The organism is Erythrobacter sp. 'gip.4 top 5' (assembly GCF_056495765.1).
The window spans coordinates 310,419-329,538 of record NZ_CP200270.1; the positions used below are offsets into that span (position 1 = coordinate 310,419).

At 64.6% G+C, this 19,120-nt stretch carries 13 protein-coding genes; 7 read left to right on the forward strand and 6 right to left on the reverse strand.

What is annotated here, in order from left to right; translation table 11 throughout:
- Positions 1 to 18 precede the first annotated feature (18 nt).
- A complete protein-coding gene (locus ACRANW_RS01575; RefSeq protein ID WP_479432822.1) occupies positions 19 to 1,167 on the forward strand; it encodes a DUF2157 domain-containing protein in 1,149 nt (382 codons plus the stop codon).
- On the forward strand, positions 1,164 to 1,730 hold the full coding sequence (locus ACRANW_RS01580; RefSeq protein WP_479432823.1) for a GDYXXLXY domain-containing protein: 567 nt from the start codon (positions 1,164 to 1,166) through the stop codon (positions 1,728 to 1,730). Before ACRANW_RS01575 ends, ACRANW_RS01580 begins: the two co-directional genes overlap by 4 nt.
- A gap of 7 nt (positions 1,731 to 1,737) precedes the next feature.
- Here the strand turns inward: ACRANW_RS01580 and ACRANW_RS01585 are convergent, their stop codons facing one another.
- The 3 genes from ACRANW_RS01585 to ACRANW_RS01595 form a co-directional block, all read right to left on the reverse strand.
- Positions 1,738 to 4,119, reverse strand: coding sequence for a TonB-dependent receptor (locus ACRANW_RS01585; RefSeq protein ID WP_479432824.1), 2,382 nt, complete (start codon positions 4,117 to 4,119; stop codon positions 1,738 to 1,740).
- A gap of 142 nt (positions 4,120 to 4,261) precedes the next feature.
- Positions 4,262 to 6,691, reverse strand: coding sequence for a DNA translocase FtsK (locus ACRANW_RS01590; RefSeq protein WP_479432825.1), 2,430 nt, complete (start codon positions 6,689 to 6,691; stop codon positions 4,262 to 4,264).
- 89 nt (positions 6,692 to 6,780) lie between these two features.
- On the reverse strand, positions 6,781 to 7,341 hold the full coding sequence (locus ACRANW_RS01595; RefSeq protein ID WP_479432826.1) for a thiamine phosphate synthase: 561 nt from the start codon (positions 7,339 to 7,341) through the stop codon (positions 6,781 to 6,783).
- Here ACRANW_RS01595 and ACRANW_RS01600 point away from each other — a divergent pair.
- Both ACRANW_RS01600 and ACRANW_RS01605 read left to right on the forward strand, forming a co-directional pair.
- Positions 7,340 to 8,014 (forward strand): YggS family pyridoxal phosphate-dependent enzyme, encoded by a 675-nt coding sequence (locus tag ACRANW_RS01600; protein ID WP_479432827.1) that lies wholly within the window; start codon positions 7,340 to 7,342, stop codon positions 8,012 to 8,014. The genes ACRANW_RS01595 and ACRANW_RS01600 overlap by 2 nt on opposite strands.
- Positions 8,015 to 8,022: 8 nt before the next feature.
- The gene (locus tag ACRANW_RS01605) at positions 8,023 to 8,493 is read left to right on the forward strand and encodes a hypothetical protein (RefSeq protein ID WP_479432828.1); all 471 of its coding nucleotides are present in this window, start codon (positions 8,023 to 8,025) and stop codon (positions 8,491 to 8,493) included.
- 70 nt (positions 8,494 to 8,563) lie between these two features.
- Here ACRANW_RS01605 and ACRANW_RS01610 read toward each other — a convergent pair whose 3' ends face one another.
- The 3 genes from ACRANW_RS01610 to ACRANW_RS01620 all read right to left on the reverse strand — a co-directional run bounded on the left by ACRANW_RS01610 (position 8,564) and on the right by ACRANW_RS01620 (position 15,507).
- Positions 8,564 to 10,897, reverse strand: coding sequence for a TonB-dependent receptor (locus ACRANW_RS01610; protein ID WP_479432829.1), 2,334 nt, complete (start codon positions 10,895 to 10,897; stop codon positions 8,564 to 8,566).
- Between the two features lie 103 nt (positions 10,898 to 11,000).
- Positions 11,001 to 13,760, reverse strand: coding sequence for a [protein-PII] uridylyltransferase (locus ACRANW_RS01615; RefSeq protein WP_479432830.1), 2,760 nt, complete (start codon positions 13,758 to 13,760; stop codon positions 11,001 to 11,003).
- Positions 13,761 to 13,791: 31 nt separating this feature from the next.
- A complete protein-coding gene (locus ACRANW_RS01620) occupies positions 13,792 to 15,507 on the reverse strand; it encodes a class I adenylate-forming enzyme family protein (RefSeq protein WP_479432831.1) in 1,716 nt (571 codons plus the stop codon).
- Positions 15,508 to 15,701: 194 nt separating this feature from the next.
- Here ACRANW_RS01620 and lgt point away from each other — a divergent pair, with 194 nt between their 5' ends.
- The 3 genes from lgt to ACRANW_RS01635 are packed head-to-tail and all read left to right on the forward strand — an operon-like array spanning position 15,702 to position 19,119.
- Positions 15,702 to 16,601, forward strand: coding sequence for a prolipoprotein diacylglyceryl transferase (gene lgt / locus ACRANW_RS01625; protein ID WP_479432832.1), 900 nt, complete (start codon positions 15,702 to 15,704; stop codon positions 16,599 to 16,601).
- Positions 16,505 to 18,685, forward strand: a complete 2,181-nt coding sequence (locus ACRANW_RS01630; RefSeq protein WP_479432833.1) for a class I SAM-dependent methyltransferase — start codon at positions 16,505 to 16,507, stop codon at positions 18,683 to 18,685. The genes lgt and ACRANW_RS01630 overlap by 97 nt, the downstream gene beginning before the upstream one ends.
- Complete coding sequence (locus tag ACRANW_RS01635; RefSeq protein ID WP_479432834.1) at positions 18,682 to 19,119, forward strand: DUF2147 domain-containing protein; 438 nt, start codon at positions 18,682 to 18,684, stop codon at positions 19,117 to 19,119. Before ACRANW_RS01630 ends, ACRANW_RS01635 begins: the two co-directional genes overlap by 4 nt.
- The last annotated feature ends 1 nt before the right edge of the window (position 19,120 follow it).

Consider the following 19,120-nt stretch of genomic DNA (forward strand, 5'->3'; position numbering starts at 1 on the left):
CGCGCTTAGTCTGCCATCATGAGCGCGCACAAAATCGCCCAGTGGCATGACGCCGGCCTGATCGACGCCGGCACGCGGGACAGGCTGCTGGCCTATGAAGCCGCCCACGCCCGCCCGCTGGCGCTGTGGGCCGTGTCCGGCATCGGCGCGCTGGCAATCGGGCTGGGGCTGGTGTCGGTGGTCGCCTCCAACTGGGAAGAGATACCCGCAATGGTGCGCCTCGGCGTGCATCTGGCGCTGATTGCGGCGATGCTGACCGCGCTGTTTGCGCGCGAGGATCGGCTGGCACAGGCCTCGCCCTGGGCGGTCGAAGCGCTGGTGTTCGTCACCGCCGCGCTCGGCCTTACCTTCTTCGGGCATCTGGGGCAGGTCTATCAGACATCTTCCCCGCTGTGGCAGCCGCTCGCAGTGTGGCTGGTGCTGTTTGCACCGCTGCTGCTGCTGACGGGGCGCAGCTGGCCCACCGCGCTCGCGCTGATGGGCGGCGCGGTGTGGTGCGCGTGGGACTATGCCGGCACCGCGACCGATTATCGTGCGCCACGGCCGGATATAGCGCTGCTGGTGTGGCTCGCATTCGTTACCGCGCTTGCCGTGCTGTTTGCACCGCTTGCGGCGTGGTGCCGCGCACGCAGCGCCCGGCCCGATTTCTGGCGGCGGCTGGAGCAGCTGGCGCTCGCCTACGCGGTGGCCGGTGCCTCCCTGGCTGCGGCTTTGGCCAGCTTGGGCGAATGGGGGCGCGGCGGCCTGACGCGGGAATGGACAAGCCCGGCCATCAGCGGCGCGGTCGCGGTGCTGGCGGGCCTTGGGGTGATGGGGGCGCGGCCGGGCCTGCCGGGGCGGATGGCGGGCGCGATTATCGCAGGCGCTGGGCTGGTGCTGCCGCTGGCCTATGGGCTGAATGACCGCACTGTGGCTGCCGCGCTGTTGTTCATGGCCCTGTGGATCGGCATCGCGGCGGCTGCGCTGGCGGCCGGGTGGCGGGGCGTGTTCCAACTGAGTGTCGGCGTGATTGCGCTGCGGCTGATCGTGCTCAGCTTCGAACTCGCAGGCGACCTGCTCACCAGCGGCTTCGGACTGATTGCTGCGGGGCTGATGATCCTGGGCGTCGCATGGGCGGCGGTGCGCGTGTCGAAACGCTTTGCGCCCGGTGCGGAAGGCACACCATGACCGGGCTTGCCCGCCTTGTAGCCCTTATGCTTCCTGCGCTGGGCCTTGCCGCGCTGTGGGGGCAGAGCCATCACACGTTCCAGACGGGCACCGAATGGGAGGTACCCATCGAAGGCTATGATCCGCGCGATTACCTGCGCGGACACTATGTCGAGTTTGCCTATGACTGGCCGGGGCTCGACCAATGGCCGAGGTGGCGCAACAATCAGCCGTTGGTGCTGTGCCTTGAAGGGCAGGCGCCCCGTATCACCCGTGTGATCGCCGCGCGCGAACACCCTTGCGCGTATCCGCTGCGCGGCGATGCCAACGGCGTGTACGGTCTGAACGCGCTCACCATGGGGCGGCTTTATCTGGGGCAGGCGCGCGCCGAGGCCTTGCAGCGCGAATTGCAGGATCGCGGCCAACGCGGGATCGTGACGATCCGCCAGCGCGAGGACGGCAGCTTCACCCCCCTTGCGATCCGGTTCCGCCCGCTGACCCCGGTTGAGATGGCCGAGCGGGATGCGCAACAACGACAACGGGCGGAGGAGTCCGCTCCCCCGCCCGCCATCATGTCGCGCTAGGCCTGCGTCAGAACTTCGCGGTCACTTCCACGCCGTAGAAGCGCGGCTCTGCCGGGATGAAGGTCGGGATGCCGAACGCCCCGCCGGTGTTGCCGGCATCCAGCAGATAGTCTTCATCCAGGGCATTGCGGAGGAAGCCGGCAATCTCGTAGCGTTCGTCGGCAAAGCTCAGCCCGAAGCGGGCATTGACCAGCGTGACCGCCTCCTGCGAGATCAATGCGCTGTCGGGCACTTCGAAGAAGATCTGGCTGCGATGCGTCACGCTGGGCGTAACGAAAAAGCGCATCCCGTCACCAACTTCGTAATCGACGGAAAAGCCCGCTGCGGCCTGAAACTTCGGCTGCAACCGGAACCGCGCACCCGAAAACTGCGGCGCGAAGGCGTTGTTCTCGTCGATCCCGCCGTCGATGTAACCGAAGTTACCAAAGACATTGAGCCAATCGGTCACGTCCACGGCCAGCTCGCCCTCGACGCCCAAGTTCGACGCCTTGCCCGCGCTTTCGGTGCGGCTGGTGCCATCGGGAAGCTGCACGGTCACCTGGAAGCCATCATAGACCTGGTAATAGACGCCGAGCGAGGCGGACACCGGCCCGCTGGCAGCCTTGATCCCGCCTTCGTAATTCCACACGGTTTCTTCCGGCACGTCGAGCCGGTTGGCAACGACATTGCCAGCCTCGCGCCGCGCACCCAGCTGCACCACCGGCGAACGGCGGCCCTTGGAGATGGTGGCAAAGACGTTCACGTCATCGCTGACCCGGTACAGCGCGTTGAAGCGCGGGAGCCACGCATCGAAGCTGTTATCGGCGGTGAAGGTCTGCCCGCCGGTGTCGATCTGGCCCGGAATCAATGTGGTCGAAAGGCTTGGCAAGGCGCCCAGCAAAGCCCCGCGCAGTGGCTGCGGCAACAGGCCCGGCAAGACCGGCACCGGCACCCGCGCAAAGAAGCCAGAGCGGCGATATTCATCGAGATAGCGCACGCCCGCTGTCAGTTCGAGCGCCTCGAACGGGATCCAGGTGGCATCGGCAAAAACCGAATAGGCTTCGTTGCGGCCCTCGTTCTGGAAGACTGAGTCATAGGGGATTGCGGTCAGCGCGCCGCCGGTAAGGGCAGCCGTTGTGCCAAGCGAAGGCACCGAACCATCGGGCCCGACGCAGGCGATGCCAGGGATCGCGCCGGTCAGACAGGCGATGAACACGCCCTCTTCAGTGGCGAAGGGCACGTTTTGCAGACCGTCTTCGATAAAGACGTTCCAGCCTGCGCTCGCTCGCAAGGTATCGCTGGCATAGCTGAAACGGCCTTCGTGGCTGACCTGCCAGCCGGTGGCGATTTCCGCAAATTCAAGGAAGGGCGCAGGGCCGCCATCGGCATCGAACACCTCGGCGCTGTCGAATTCGCGGTAGCCGTTCACCGTGGTGAAGGTCCAATCATCCGCAAATTCATAGGCCGCGGTGAGGTTGAGGTCATAGACCTCGCGGTTGAGGCCGAGCTGATCGTCGCCCAGCGCGGCGGCGCCCGCCGGATTGCCGCCCAGGTTGGCATCGACAAACGCATTGGCCGGGCCGCCCGGTGCGCCTGCAAAGGCCGGGAATTGCGCCGAGGTGAAGGGCGTGCCGCCGTTGCGCTGCTGATCGTAGGTGCCGATCAGGTCCAGCGTGAAATCAGCGGTCGGCGTATAGCGGAGCGAGGCGCGCACACCGAACTGGTTCTGCGCATAAAGATCCTTGTCCTGATTGGCGCTGAGATTCTTGCGATATCCATCACGCGTGCGCCATTCACCCGCGATACGGGCTGCGATCACATCCGAACCGATGTTGAGATAGCCGCCCAGCAGCGTCTGTTTGAAATTGCCGTAACCGCCGCGCACTTCGCCTTCGAAGCCTTCCCGCGGCTTGGCCGAGACCAGGCTGATCGCGCCCACGGCCGATGCTGTGCCGAACAGCGTCGCCTGCGGGCCCTTGATAACCTCGACCCGCTCGAGATCGTAGATCGCCTGATAGGACCCGCGTGAACGCGAGATATCGACGCCGTTGTAATAGAGCGTGACACGCGGGCCTTGCTGGGCAGAGCCGCTGTCGGACGTGATCCCGCGAATAACGATGCCGGGGTTGTTGGCGCTCTGCTCCTGAATGAGCAGGCCGGGAACGTAGCTCGACAGCTCGTCAAGATCGGTGATGCCCAGATCGCGGATCCGTTCACCCGTGGTGGCGGTGATGGTGATCGGCACGTCGACGGCGCGCTGTTCGATCTTCTGGGTGGTGACGATGATTTCGTTGCCGGAAGCGGTGTCGCCGGTGGCAGCACTATCCTGCGCAATGGCAGCGTGCGGCGCGGCGGCGAGTGCGGTGGTGAGCGCGACCAGCGAGGTGCGCGTGAAACGGGTGCGATTCATGTTCTGGCTTCCCTGTTGCCTTGGAGAGATGCTCGCCCGTGGCAGGGAATGGTGACGGTGCCGCGACCGCGCCATTAAGGTTCCGTGACCAACCTAAGTCAGTTTTAAGGCGTTGCCTGGCTGCATCAGGTGCGGTGTGGAATCACAAGGGGTTGCCATCCCGGTCGCGATAGATTTCGCGTCGGCCGACATGATTGGCAGGGCCGACAAGACCGTCTTCCTCCATCCGCTCGATCCATTTGGCGGCGGTGTTGTAGCCGACGCCCATCTGGCGCTGGAGCCACGAGCCGGAAGCCTTCTGGTTTTCGATCACTACCTGGCAGGCCTGACGATACTTGCGCTCGTCAGGATTGTCCGAAGCGGTCATTTCGTCCTCGAAGCCGAAGCCAAAGCCGTCCTCGGGCTCCTCGGTGACGGCATCGATATACTCGGGCGCGCCCTGCGTGCGCCAGAAATCGGCGACCGCTTCGACCTCCTCGTCCGAAACGAACGGCCCGTGGACACGCACCATCGCGCCGGTGTTGGGCTTGTAGAGCATATCGCCCTTGCCCAGCAATTGTTCGGCGCCCTGTTCGCCCAGGATGGTGCGGCTGTCGATCCGGCTGGTGACCTTGAAGCTGATGCGGGTCGGAAGGTTCGCCTTGATAACGCCGGTGATGACATCGACCGAGGGGCGCTGTGTTGCCATGATCAGATGGATGCCGGCGGCGCGCGACTTTTGCGAAAGGCGCTGGATCAGGACTTCGATTTCCTTGCCGATGGTCACCATCAAATCGGCCAACTCGTCGACGATCAGCACGATCTGCGGCAGCGGCTGGTAATCGAGCTGTTCTTCTTCGAACAACTGCTCGCCCGTTTCGGGATCGAACCCGGTCTGCACCCGGCGGCCCAGCGGCTTGCCCTTGGCAATCGCGGCTGAGACCTTTTCGTTGAAGGAATGGATATTGCGCGAGGAAATCGCGCTCATCATCCGATACCGCCGCTCCATTTCCTCGACCGCCCACTTCAGCGCGCGCACCGATTTGGCCGGTTCGGTGACCACCGGCGAAAGCAGGTGCGGAATATCGTCGTAGGTTTTCAGTTCAAGCACCTTGGGATCGATCAGGATCAGGCGCAGTTCGGTCGGCGTGAAGCGGTAAAGCAGGCTCAGCAAGATCACGTTGAGGCCGACCGACTTGCCCGATCCGGTGGTACCAGCGACCAGCAAGTGCGGCATCGCGGCCAGATCGGCGATGATCGGTTCGCCTGCAATATCCTTGCCCAAAATGATCGGCAGGTTGCCCTTGGCATCGGCAAAATCGGCGCAGGCGGCCAGTTCCTTCAGCATCACCACCTGGCGATCCTGATTGGGCAGTTCGATGCCCATCACGGTGCGGCCCGGGATGGGGGACACACGCGCAGAAATCGCGCTCATGTTGCGGGCGATGTCTTCAGCGAGGCCGATGATCCGGCTGGCCTTGATGCCGGGCGCGGGCTCCAACTCGTACATCGTCACCACCGGGCCGGTGCGCACGGCGGTAATCTCGCCCTTGACGTTGAAATCATCGAGCACGTTTTCGAGCAGGCGGGCGTTCCGTTCCAGCGCCAGCTTGTCGAGCTTGGGCGCCTTGTCGACCGGCGGTTCGGCCAGCAGGTCAAGGCTGGGCAGGTTGAAAGGCGCGAACATATCGCGCTGCGCGGTCTTGGCGGCCTCGGCGCGCTTGGGCGGGGCGGAGGGATCGCTGATTTCGGGCGCACGGCGCGGACGGTCTTCGAGCGAAGCTGGCAAGGCATCGCTCTTGACCGCGTCTTTTGTTCTCGGGCGCGGCGCAGGGATGGCATCCTCGTCACCGTCAGCCGCAGCAAAGGGCAGTGCAGCAGCAGCCGACCCCGCCTCGCGCCCCGGCAGCGGCAGGCGGCGCATCAGCCCGGACAGCGATCCCCCGCCCAAGAAATCAGGCAGGCTCATCAGCACCCGCCAGTCGATTGCAAAAATCCGGGTCAGCAGCGCCACACCAACCCCAAGGCTGGTGAGCGCGAGGCCAAGAATGATCCAGCCTTGCGCCTGAGCCCCAAATCGCGCGGCCACGGCCTCGATCGCGCCCGCTCCCAGCAGGCCCGCAAGCCCGCCCGATTGCGCTGGGAGCGTGCCCCCCGGCCCCTGAAAGGCCAGCGCCAACACCGTCGCGATCAGAGTCATGGCGATCAGCAGCAGCGCCGTCGGCATCCACCAGGCGGTGGTTTCAGGCTCGTCGCCATTCTCCACGTCACGCCACAGCTTGCGCGCCGAGACATAGAGCAGCGGCAGAAGCAGCACGCCGGGCAGCCCGAAGATCAGCAGCACGCGGTCTGCCGCCCAGGCGCCGCGCGCGCCCATCCAATTGGCGACCGCGCCCGGATCCGCCGCAGTCGAAGGGCTGGCATCGGTTTGGGTATAGCTTGCCAACGCCAGCGTCAGAAACACGCCCACGCCCAGCAGCAGACCCGCGCCGGTCATCTGAGCGATGCGGCGCAAGCTGCGGCGCAGACCTGCGCGCCATTCGGCATCGGTCTGGCGACCGGGTTTGCTGTTCAGGGCCGCGCGGCTGGCCATGGGAAGATCTCCTGCGTGGAACACATCATGAATCCTTGGCGCGTTGCGGTCAAGGAACAAGCGAAACGGCGTTCTCTCGACCGAGGCGCCTAACTCAGCCCGTCAATCGCCGCCCAGCGCGGCCAGCGCAGCCGCAGCGCGCCGTGTGCGGTCATTCCGCCCAGCGCGATCACCGGAATGGTCGCATGGCGCGCCAGCAGCCGGAACCGCACCGGCCCCAGCATTTGGCCGCCGGGGTGCGATGCGGTTGGGAACACCGGCGAAAGCAGCGCCGCATCTGCGCCCAGCCGCGCCGCGCATCCGAGCTCAGCCAGATCATGCGCGGTCGCAAGGTGGAGCAATCCACGGCGGCGCGGATACAGGCTGCGCGCAGGGCCATAGATCCCGTCCGCGCCCCATTCCCGTGCCGTCAGCGCCGAATCGGCGAGGATCACGACATGGCCCCGCGCCTTCGCTGCGCGCCGCAGCGCCCGGAACCGTGCCAGCCGCGCCGGCCCCGGCAGATGGTAATGGCGGTAAATAAAGCCCGATCCCCGCGGCAGGCGGGCCAGCGCCGCCGCCAGCCCGGCGTCATTGCGCGCATCGCTGATCAGCCACAAGCGGGGGAGGGGCTTTGCGCAGGTCACGCACGCGCTATAGAGCGCAGCCATGACAAATGCAGCCTCCCGCCTCGCCGAAGTGCACGCCAATATTGCCCGCGTATGCAAGCCCGCCCGCCGCGCGCCAGATGATGTCACGCTGATCGCGGTCAGCAAGACTCACGCCGCCGATGCGATCCAGCCCCTGATCGATGCCGGCCAGCGCGTGTTCGGGGAAAATCGCGTGCAGGAGGCGCAAGGGAAATGGCCAGCCTTGCGGGACAATTGCCCCGGCATAGCCCTCCACCTCATCGGCCAGTTGCAATCGAACAAAGCGGAAGAGGCGGTGGCGCTGTTTGATGTGATCCACTCGCTCGATCGGCCCAGCCTGCTGACGGCGCTGGCACGCGCGATGGACAAGACCGGCCGCCGTGTGCCGTGCTTCATGCAGGTCAATATCGGGGATGAAGCGCAAAAGGGCGGCTGTCCGATCACTGACCTCCCTGCCTTTCTGGCCTCCGCCCGCGCGGCCGATGTGCCGCTGGCGGGCCTGATGTGCATTCCCCCTGCCGACACGGAACCCGCCCCGTTCTTTGCGCTGCTGGCCAAGTTGGCGGCGGATCACGGGCTTACCGGCCTCAGCATGGGCATGAGCGGGGATTACGAGACCGCCGTGATGCTCGGCGCGACGCATATCCGGGTTGGCAGCGCGCTGTTCGGCGCCCGCGGTGCGGCGCACCAGTGAGAGAAGGCGTGAGCGAGACGCGCGCGCGGCTCGACGCCTTTTTCGCCACGTGGCGTGATCGTTTGTGCGGCGACACAGCGGACGTGCGCTTTGCCGCGCAGACGCTCGAAGCGCCGCCGGGTCTCCATGCGGCCGTAGCCGACAGTTTTGTGACCCGCCTTGGCTACCAGCCAATCGGCGGGAATTGGGAACTGCTCGATCCCGATGCGGCGCCGGACGGCCCCCGTTCGGCCCGCGCTGCGCTGATCGAGGCGTTCAGCGTGAACATGGTGCTTTCAAAGCAGGCGTGGCTGGGCGAAGCGGATGCGCTGGCGATGGCGCAAGCCTTCCTTGGGTGCTTTGATCGGGGGCAGTGCCAGATCATGACCAACCGCATGTATTTCGGTTGGAACCCGATCACTGCGGCCAGCCTCGAATGGGCATTCGTTGCCTTCGACGACACCGCTATCGCGCTCCTGCTGGCCACCGCCGAGGGCTAGTCAGGCGAGCTAATAAAAAAGGGGCGCCCCGTTCCCGGAGCGCCCTTTTTTTGCGTCCTATCGAACTCTCTTAGAACTCGAACAGCGCTTCGATGCCGAGGTTGCGGCCACGCATCAGCGGCGAGAACGTGCCCTGCGTGGGATTGGCGCCGAACGGCTGGCGCACGCCCGTCGAATTCGGGCCAACGAAGGGAACCTGCGTGTCGCCACCTTCCTGCACCTGATCGAGCAGGTTGCGACCATAGATCGACAGCGATAGGCCTTGGACCGGGGTTTCCCAGGTGATGTTGGCTTCAAGGTTGCTCAGCGAGTTCAACCAGCCAAGGTTATCATCGGTGTAGGCCGCTTCGTCACGATACTGGTAGTTCACCCGCGTCAGGATCGTGCTGCTGCCCAGATCCCATTCGTGGATTGCGCCAAGACCGACCGTAATCGGCGGGACGCGCGGCAGGCTCAGTGCCAGGTCGGCATCGTTGATCACGCCGTCACCCGAAATGTCGAACAACACTTCGTCATAGCTGGCGTCGATAATCCCGATGTTGGCGCTGAACTGCAGCGAATCCGATACGCGCATCCGCGCTTCGGCTTCGAAGCCCTTGATCGTGGCATCGGCAGTGTTGAGAATGTTCTGCACAACCCCTGCGCCCGCATCGGCCAGGTTCACTTCGCGCTGCATGTTGCCAACCGTGGTGATGTAACCCGCGACGTTGAGCGTGAAGGAGCGATCATCGGTCTGGAACTTCGCGCCGATTTCGTAATTGTCGACCTTCTCTTCATCGAAGCTGAGCGAATTGGTCGCCAGGAACGCGCGGTTGAAGACCGCCACGTTGGTGATGCGGAAGTTGTACCCGCCCGAACGGTAACCGCGGCTCCAGTGACCATAGACCTGGCCTTGGTCGTATTCGTACTGCAGGCCCAGCTTCGGCGACCAGTTGCGGAACCGCACGCGATCAGTGAACCCGTTGGTTTCAGTCGCCGGGTTGAACGGCATCGTGCCGGTGGGGCAGGTGCCGGCCTGCACCGAACACTCGGCGCGGGGCAGAACGTAAGTAACGCCTGCATCCTTGGTTTCCTGGTTCCAACGAATGCCCGCGATCAGCGAAAGGTTATCAACGAATTCAAACTGCGCATTGGCAAACGCGCCGAGCACTTCGTGGTTCTGCGAACCGCCGCCGAAGAACACCGGGGGACGCAGGTTGACCGGAAGATCGCGGCGCAGTTCGCGGTTCTCGGTGTAGGCCAGATCCTGTTCGAACCAGAACCCGCCGACAGTCAGATCGAGCCGATCAAGCGAGATTGCATAGCGCAATTCGTTCGAGAACTGTTCCTGCGTGGTTTCCGTGCTTGAGTGGAACAGGAAGGCCGGGGTTGCATCGATATCCCCACGCGTCGCGGCCTGATAATCGCGCCAGCCGAAGACGTTGGTCAGTGTGCCGGGGCCGATATCGATGGTCGCCGTCAGCGAGCCGGTCCAGATTTCATTGGAGTAGAAGCCCGGCTCGTCGATCGAGAAATCATACGAATTGCGATCGAAGAAGGCGCGGTTCTGCGCGGACGGGCCATCGCCGTCGCTTTCGAAGTAGTCGAGCTTGCCGAGCAGGGTCAAGCCGCCCAGACGCGCTTCCAATGCGCCGCGCAGGATCTTGGTTTCCGCTGCACCGTGGTTCGAATTGTCGAACAGGTTGGTGAAGTAGCCGCGATCATTGTTGTAATAGGCGCCGACCTTGAACAGCAGCACATCTTCGACAATCGGGCCGGAGACCACACCGCTGGCGGTGTAGTTGGGGCCGCCGCGGCCGCCATCAACCGCCGGGCCATCAACCGATGCGCGGAACTTGCCCCGGAAATCTTCGGTCGGGTTGCCGGTGTTGATCACCACGGCGCCGCCGGTCACGTTGCGGCCAAACAGCACGCCCTGCGGGCCGCGCAGGATTTCCACGCTGTCGAGATCGAACAGATCGAACACCACGCCGCCGTTGATGCCGAGATAGACCCCGTCAACGAACACACCCACGGTGGGGTCGATCGAAGGGATCGAGGAGTTGATGCCAAGGCCACGAATCGTGAAGTTGGCGGTGCCCCGGCTGGTGCCGACCTGATCGAGGCTGACAGTCGGCGCCTGGAACGACAGGCCCGAAATGTCGCGGATCTTGAAGGCTTCCAGCGTATCGGCATTGAACGCGGTCACCGCGATCGGCACGTCCTGAACGTTTTCGGCATCCTTGGTTTTGGTGCCGGTCACGAGGATTTCGTTGATGCTGTCCAGCGTGCTGCCGGAACCTTGCTGCGCCGGCTCTTCCGTGTCCTGGGCCTGAGCGGAAACAGGAACCAGCGCTGCAACGGAGGCAAGCAGCGCCAGCTTGCCGAGCCGCACGCGGCCCTGCACGGGGGTAACGAATGTCATGAATGTACTCTCCTAAACCTTTATGGCCGCGCCGTACCAATTCGTCATGGGATTGCAACCGGCTGCACGACCACGTCTGCGCGCAAGCCTAGGGGTGTGGCAATTATGCCTGTTCCAGCTGCTGCTGGCGCTGGTCGCTCGCCGCGGCAAGCAGGGCCGCTTCGATCTCTGCCTGACGCTCGGGCGCCTTGATCTTGGATGACGTGAGATCGGTGACATAGAAGGTATCCGCCGCCGCCTCGCCATAGGCCGTGATATGGGCGGAATGGACGATCAGGTTGGCCTTGTAGAGCGCGTGCGCCAGCCGGTTGAGCAAGGCGGCCCGATCACGCGCGGTCACTTCGATCACGGTAAAGTGATTCGACGCGTCATTGTCGAACCCGACACGCGGGGCCACGTCGAACGCCTTGGCGCGGGAATGGGGAAGCGGGCGGGCCGCCAGCTTGGGCACCAGCTCGATCTTGGCGAGCAGCGCGTCACGAATGCCCTTGTCGATCCGCGCCATCTGCGCCGCCTCGCGGAACGGCTGCGCGTTCTGGTCCTGCACCAGGAAGTTATCGACTGCAAAGCCGCTGCGGGCGGTGTGAATGCGCGCATCAATGATGTTGGCACCAGCCAGATGGATCCCGCCGGCCATGCGGTAGAACAGGCCGGGATGGTCAGTCGCGATCACGCTGACACGGGTCGCGCCGCGGGTTTCATCGACCTCGCAATGGATCGACAGCGCATCGCCCACGGCAACCGCGGCGTCATATTGCACCAGATTGCTGGCGATGATGTCTTCCGGCTCGGCAATCCAATAGGCATCGCCCAATTGCGCGCCGATGCTGTTCACCAGATGATCGGCATCGCCCAGCAATTGCGCGACCGCATCCTTCTTGGCGGTGACGCGTCCCTTGCGGTTCTTGCCCTTGTGGCCCAGCCGCAGACGTTCCTGCGTCGCATCGTAAAGCTCGCCCAGCAGCTGGCCTTTCCAGCTGTTCCACGTCCCCGGCCCGACAGCCCGAATATCGACCGCCGTGAGGATCGCCAGATTGCGCAGCCGCTCCACACTCTGCACCTCGCCGGCGAAATCCTCGATCGTCTTGGGGTCAGTGAGATCGCGCTTTTGCGCGATGCGGCTCATCAACAGATGGTGAAACACCAGCCAGGCAATCAGATCGGTCTCTTTTTCATCAAGCCCGAAGCGCGGGCACAGCCGGTGCGCCACCTCCGCGCCGAGCACTGAATGATCGCCGCCGCGCCCCTTGGCGATATCGTGCAGCAGCACCGCGACAAACAACGCACGGCGCGAGGCGAGCTTGGGGAACTCGCGGCTGGCGCGCGGGTGATCGGAGGTCAGCAGTCCGCGTTCGATCTGGCTCAGCAGCCCGATGGCGCGGATGGTGTGCTCATCGACCGTGTAGTGGTGATACATATCGAACTGCATCTGCGCATTGACCCGGCCGAAATCGGGCACGAAGCGCCCGAACACACCCGTCTCGTTCATCCAGCGCAAGCACGTTTCAGGGTCTTTGCGCCCGGCCAAAAGATCGAGAAACAGCGCATTGGCGCGTTTGTCGCGCCGGATCTTGCCGTCGATCAGGCGCGCATCGCGGCCTGCCTGCCGCATGGTTTCCGGGTGCACTTCCAGCCCTTCGGCCTCGGCCAGCTGAAACACCTCGATCAGACGCACCGGATCCTTGCGGAACCAGTCGTCACCCGGCGCCCGCAGCCGTCCGCCTTCCACGGTATAGCCCTTGAACTGCCGGGACCGCTGGGTCCAACCGGCAAAGAAACCGGTGCGCGGGCGCTTTTTGGCGAACTCCTCGTCGAGGTGCGCAAGGAACACGCCAGTCAGGCTGCCGACGCGTTTCACCTGCAGGAAATAGTACTGCATGAACCGCTCGACTGCGCTCTTGCCCGGACGGTCGGCAAATTGCATCCGTTCGGCCACGGCGCGTTGAAGATCGAAGGTCAGGCGGTCCTCGGCGCGGTCGGTGATGAGGTGCATGTGGCAGCGCGCCGCCAGCAAGAAGCCCTCAGCGCGGCGAAAACTGCGATATTCGCTGGCCGTCAACAGGCCAACATCGACCAGTTCCACCCCGTTCTGGACCCGGTGGATATATTTGCCGATCCAATACAACGTCTGCAGATCGCGCAAGCCGCCTTTGCCATCCTTGACATTGGGTTCGACCACATAGCGGCTATCGCCCATGCGCTTGTGCCGGGCATCGCGTTCGGCCAGCTTCTGCGTCAGGAACTGGCGCTCGCTGCCCTTGACCACATCGTTCCAGAACCGGCCGCGCAGCTCTTCGTAAAGCGCCTGATCGCCCCATACCAACCGCCCTTCAAGCAGCGCGGTGCGGATCGTCAGGTCTTCCTTGGCCATGCGCACGGTATCAACGACGGTGCGGCTGGAATGGCCGACTTTCAGGCCCAGATCCCATAGCAGATAGAGCATCGTCTCGATCACCTGCTCGCACCACGGGGCGCGCTTGCCCGGCGTGATGAAGGCGACATCGACATCCGAATGGGGCGCCATCTCGGCCCGGCCATATCCGCCGACCGCCAGGATCGCGAGCCGTTCGCCCTGCGTGCGGCCCGCCACGGGGTAGAGATGCGTGGTGACGTGATCGTGGATCACCCGCAACAGTTGGTCCATCAGGAAGCTGAAACCCGCCGTGACCTCGTGTCCGGCAGACGGCGTTTCGTCCAGCCGCCGCGCCAATTCCGCCCGCCCGCCATCGAGCGCATCGCGCAAAGCCTTGACGATTGCGGTGCGCGCGCTCGCCCCGCCCGCCGCATGCAAGCTGGCGATTTCCTCGGCCAGCGCGCGCCGGTCAATGATCGCGCGCTGGCCGGGGACGCGCCTAGGAGACACGGGAAACGCTCACGCTTTGCTCACGATCAGGTCACGCCGGGACCGATTGGCTGGTGTAATGGGCCTTGACGCTGCGCTTGTCGATTTTCTGCGTGCCAAGCCGCGGCAGAGCCTCGCTGGCCAGCCATATCTGCGTTTCAAGCGGCACCTTGAACGGCGCGATCCGTTCCAGCAGAAACGCGCGCAATTCGGCTGGGGAGACCGCGGCGCGGCCCTCTTTCATCGTGTAGACCGCTGCCGGCACTTCGCCGAAGCGTTCATCGGGCAGGCCGAAGACCGAACATTCGCCCACATCGTCATGGGCATAGATCGCGTCCTCCACTTCGATGCACGAAATGTTCTCGCCGCCGCGAATGATGATGTCCTTCTTGCGAACGACGATGAACAGATAGCCGTCCTCGTCGAGGAAACCCAGATCACCGGTGCGGAAATAGCCATCATCGGTGAAGGCGGCGCGGGTCGCATCCTCGTTTTTCCAGTAGCCGCGGAAATTGGCGACCGAGCGGATGCAGACCTCGCCCACCTGCCCTTGCGCCAGGGCGTTCCCCATGTCGTCGAGGATCGCCATGTCAACCAGCGGCTTGCTGGGGCGACCGGTCGAACCGGGCTTGGCGATGTAATTCTCGTTGAAATTGCCACAGCCCACCGCGTTGGTTTCAGTCAGGCCATAGCCCAGCAACGGGAAACTGCCGGGAAAAGCTTCCTTGATCCGGGTGACATGCTCCACCGGGCGCGGCGCGCCGCCTGCGGCAAAGCTCTTGCACGCCGACAGGTCATATTTGGCGCGGTCGGGGTGGTTGGCGATCTCGTAGCTCATCAGCGGCACGCCGACGAAATAGCTGACCTGTTCTTCCGCCATCAGCCGGATCGCAAGGCCTGCATCCCACTTGGGCATCAGCACCAGCTTGCGTGCGATGGCGAAGCTTTGCAGGAACAGCGGCACTTCGCCCGTGACGTGGAACAGCGGCACGGCCACCAGCGCACACGGCTGCGCGGTCATCGGGCCTTCCTGGCTTTCGATATGCACCTTGGCCATCGCCGATTGGGCGACATAATTCATCACGCCGTTCACCACCCCGCGGTGGTCCGACCATGCGCCCTTGGACTTGCCGGTCGATCCCGAGGTGTAGAGGATCGTCGCGATGTCATCAGGGCCAATCTGGCCCAGCATCGCCATGGCCGCGCTGGTGCCTTGCGGCACTACCCAAGTGGCCGCCAGGCCTTCAGACGGCGCATTGCCGTGGGTGAACAGGACGATCTTGGACGGGTGGTCATGCCCGTCCAGCCGCGCAGCGCGGCCTTCGTCGGCCAGCAGCAGCTTGGCTTCGGCCAGATCAAGGCCGTAGGCAAGTTCATCCCCGCTCGAAAATCCGTTGAGCAGCGTGGCACAGCCGCCCGCCATCAGAATACCCATATAGGCAATCATCCAGTTGGCTGAATTGCGCGCGGCCAGACCAACGCGGTCCCCCTTGGCAAGGCCATGGGTCTGCACCAGCCCCTCAGCCACGCACGTGGCGGCGGCATAGGTCTCACCAAAGGTCAGGCGGATGTCGCCATCGACCAGAAACGGCACGTCCTTGTTCTGATTGCAGAAGTGCGCAAAATAATGGGCGAGGCTCGGCGGCGCTCCGACGAAGGCGGGCATCTCCACACCGTCGCGGTTGAAGGGCGCGGTGGCGAAGGGTTGATCCGCCGCGGTGAGGCCGGTGATGATCGCTTCGAGCGCATTATCCAGCTGGGTGGGCATGCGGTGATGTTCCTCTCTCTTGTGTTATGGCGCCCGCCCGGACTGTGTGCCCGTTGCGAAGTGCCTGTCCCATTGCGTCCGGCGGTTCCCTGCCTCTTCCCCTGCCTTGGATGCTGTGCCAGAAGCGCCAGCGCGACAGAGGCCGTGTCAGGTCCGCCGATACGGCATCTCACCGTCAATAAGAGGTTCGCTCCGTGCTGTCACTACTTGCCGCAAGCGGCGCCGCCGATCCGATCTACTGGACCGATCTCGGGCTGAAGCCGGGGATCGAGCTGGGCTTTTTCACTCTGCGCTATTACTCGCTCGCCTATCTGATCGGGTTGGTCTTTGCCTATTGGCACACATCGCGGATGCTGAAGGAGCCCGGTGCGCCGATGGCCCAGCGGCACGCCGATGATCTGTTCACCTACTGTATCCTCGGCGTCGTGCTGGGCGGACGGCTGGGGTATGCGCTGTTCTACACCGGGGGCGGAACCGGGATCCCCAGCGCCTTCACCGATTTTTCGGGCGACGGGTTTGTTTCGTGGAAGCTGCTGCGCCTGTGGGATGGCGGGATGAGCTTTCATGGCGGGCTAGCCGGCGTGACGGCGGCGATGGCCTGGGTGGCGTGGCGCGAAAAACTCAATTTCATCCGCGTGGTCGATTACGTGTCGGTGGGTGTGCCGATGGGGATGCTGCTTGGCCGGCTCGCCAACTTCGTCAATGGCGAGCTGTGGGGCCGGGGGCCGACCGATGTGCCCTGGGCGATGGTGTTTCCCACCGCCGATGATCTGCCACGCCACCCCAGCCAGCTGTATCAGGCCGGGCTTGAAGGGCTTGCCATGCTGATCATCATGATGGCGCTGTTCTGGTTCACCCGCGCGCGCTATCGCCCGGGTCTTCTGGCGGGTGTCTTCACCCTCGGCATGGGTCTTGCGCGCTTCGTGAACGAATTTTTCCGCCAGCCGGATCAACAACTGGCTGACTTTGCAGCCCGGACCGGGCTATCTATGGGCCAATGGCTGACGATACCGCTTATTCTGACTGGGTTGATTGTCGTGCTCTTCGCGCTGCGGAAGAAGCCGCTGGCGGCGGGGATCAGCGCGCCCGCCTGAATAATGGTGCCGGAATCTGGCGCAGCGCCCTCAGGCTGATTGACCCGGAGCCAGAGCCTGAGACGCGGGCGCCCACCGCGGCGGAAATGGCGGCGCGCAGGCAGGCCGATGCGCAGGCCCGCGCCGCCGCCGAATCAGCTGCGCGCGAGCAGGCCAAGAGCGAAGCACGGGCCCGCGCTCAGGACGCCGCCCGCCAAGCCGCCCGCAAGCAGGCCGAAGACCTCGCCCGCGCCAAGGCGGAGGCCGAGGAACGCTCTCGCGCCCTGAAGGAAGCCCGGATCCGCGAAAAGGCTGAGGCCGAAGCTCGCGCCCGCGCCGAACGCGAAGCCCGCGAGCGAGCCGCCGCCGAGACGCGCGCAAGGAAGCAGGCCGAAACCGAAGCCCGGATCCGCGCCGAAGCGGAAAGCCGCGCACGCGCCTTGGCAGAGGCGCAGGCGCGCAAAGAGGCCAAGGCACGGGCGCAAGCCGAAGCCAGGGCGAAGGCCGAGGCTGAAGAACAGGCGCGGCGCCAAGCGGAAGCCGCCGCCGCCGCCGCCAAGGCTGCCGCCGAGGAACAGGCCCGCCGCGAGGCCGAAGAGCGCAAACGCGCCGAGGCAGAAGCGAGGGCGAAGGCCCAAGAGGAAGCGCGTCTGCGCAAGGAAGCCGAAGCCGCTGCGCTCGCCAAGGTGCGCGCCGAGGAGAAGGCGCGGGCCAAGGCCGAGGCGGACGCCAAAGCGAAGGCCGCCGCTGAAGAAAAGGCCCGCGCCGAAGCAGAGGCCAAAGCCGAAGCGGAAGAGAAAGCCCGCGTCATCGCTGCCGAAGCCGCCGCCGCTGCCGAAGCCGCGGAAAAGGCACGTGTGAAAGCCGAAGCCAAGGCGAAAGCCGAGGCCGAAGAGGCCGCTCGCGTCGCTGCTGAAGACGCTGCGCGGCGCGCTGCCGAGGAACAGGTACGCAGAGAGGCCGAGCAGGCCGCCGCCGCCGAGGCCGCCCGAATCGCTGCCGAAGCCGAGGCTGCGGCTGCCGAACAGGCCCGGCTGGAAGCCGAAGTCTTTGCCCGCGCAAACGTGGATGTCGCCGCCACGCTGAAGCGTCTGATCCGCGAAATCGGCCCGGTCAGCCTTGCGCAATACATGGGTGAGTGCAACGCGCGCTACTATGCCAGTCGCGATCCGCTGGGCGAACAAGGGGACTTCATCACGGCGCCCGAAGTCAGCCAGATGTTCGGCGAGTTGATCGGGCTATGGCTGGCCGATCTTTGGGTCCGCATGGGCAAGCGCAAGCGCATCCACTATGTCGAGCTGGGTCCGGGGCGCGGTACGCTGGCCAGCGATGCGCTGGCGGCAGCGGCGCGGTATGAATTCGCGCCTGAAGTGCATTTTGTCGAAACCTCGGCGGCCTTGCGCAAGCTCCAGCGCGAGGCCTTTCCCGGCTGCCACCACCACCATGATCTCAGCACCCTGCCCGATGATGCGCCTTTGCTGATCGTGGCCAATGAATTCTTCGATGCGCTGCCGGTGCACCAGCTGGTGCGGTCTGCTGATGGCTGGTTCGATCGCCTGGTCGGGCTCGACGGGGAGGCCTTCACCTTCATGGCGGGCCGGGAACGGATGGATCACATGGTCCCCGCCAGCTGGGTGACGGCGGCGCAAGGCGCGATGATCGAAACCAGCCCCGCCGCTGTTGCCCTGATGGCCGAAATCGCTCGGCGGCTGCGAGAGCAAGGCGGCGCAGCGCTGGTGATCGATTACGGCCACATGGAATTGCGCTCGGGCTCGACCACGCAGGCGCTGAAATCGCACCAGAAGGTCGATATTTTCGCGCATCCGGGGGAAGCCGATCTCACCGCCCATGTCGATTTCGAGCTGTTGAAGCAGGTCGCCGAGGATCACGGCGCGGATGTGATGGGGCTGACCTATCAGGGCGAATGGCTGCGCCAGATGGGGATCGACACGCGGTCGGAGGCGCTCCAGCGGCGCAATCCTTACGAAAAGGACAAGATCCAGCGTCAGCGCGACCGTCTGGTCGAAGATCACCAGATGGGCACCTTGTTCAAAGTGCTGGGACTTTGCGGGCGGCGCTGGCCCTTCGGGGTAGGGTTTGAATGATGATGTTGCTGCGAATGTTGGCGCTGGCAATCGGCCTGGCTCTGGCCGGTACAGCCCACGCAGCCGAGCCGGTGACCGGCCGCTGGGTCACGGCAGAGAAGGATGCTGTCATCCTGATCGCGCCCTGCGGCGGGCCCGGTAGCAAGGGGGCGGTTTGCGGGACGATCGACCGGTTCCTGACACCCCAGCCCGGCGGTAACGATCAGCGAGACGTCAACAATCCCGACCCCGCCAAGCGCAAGAACCGCCTGCTGGGCCGTGCCATCCTGTCAGGCTTCACAGCCGATGGCGATGTATGGCGCGGGCAGATCTACGATCCCAAGAACGGCAAAAGCTACCGTTCAATCCTCCACCGCAAGAGCGCAGGCGTGCTGGAAGTGATAGGCTGCCTCGGCCCGTTCTGCCAGACGCAGGTGTGGAAGCGGGAGTCATAGA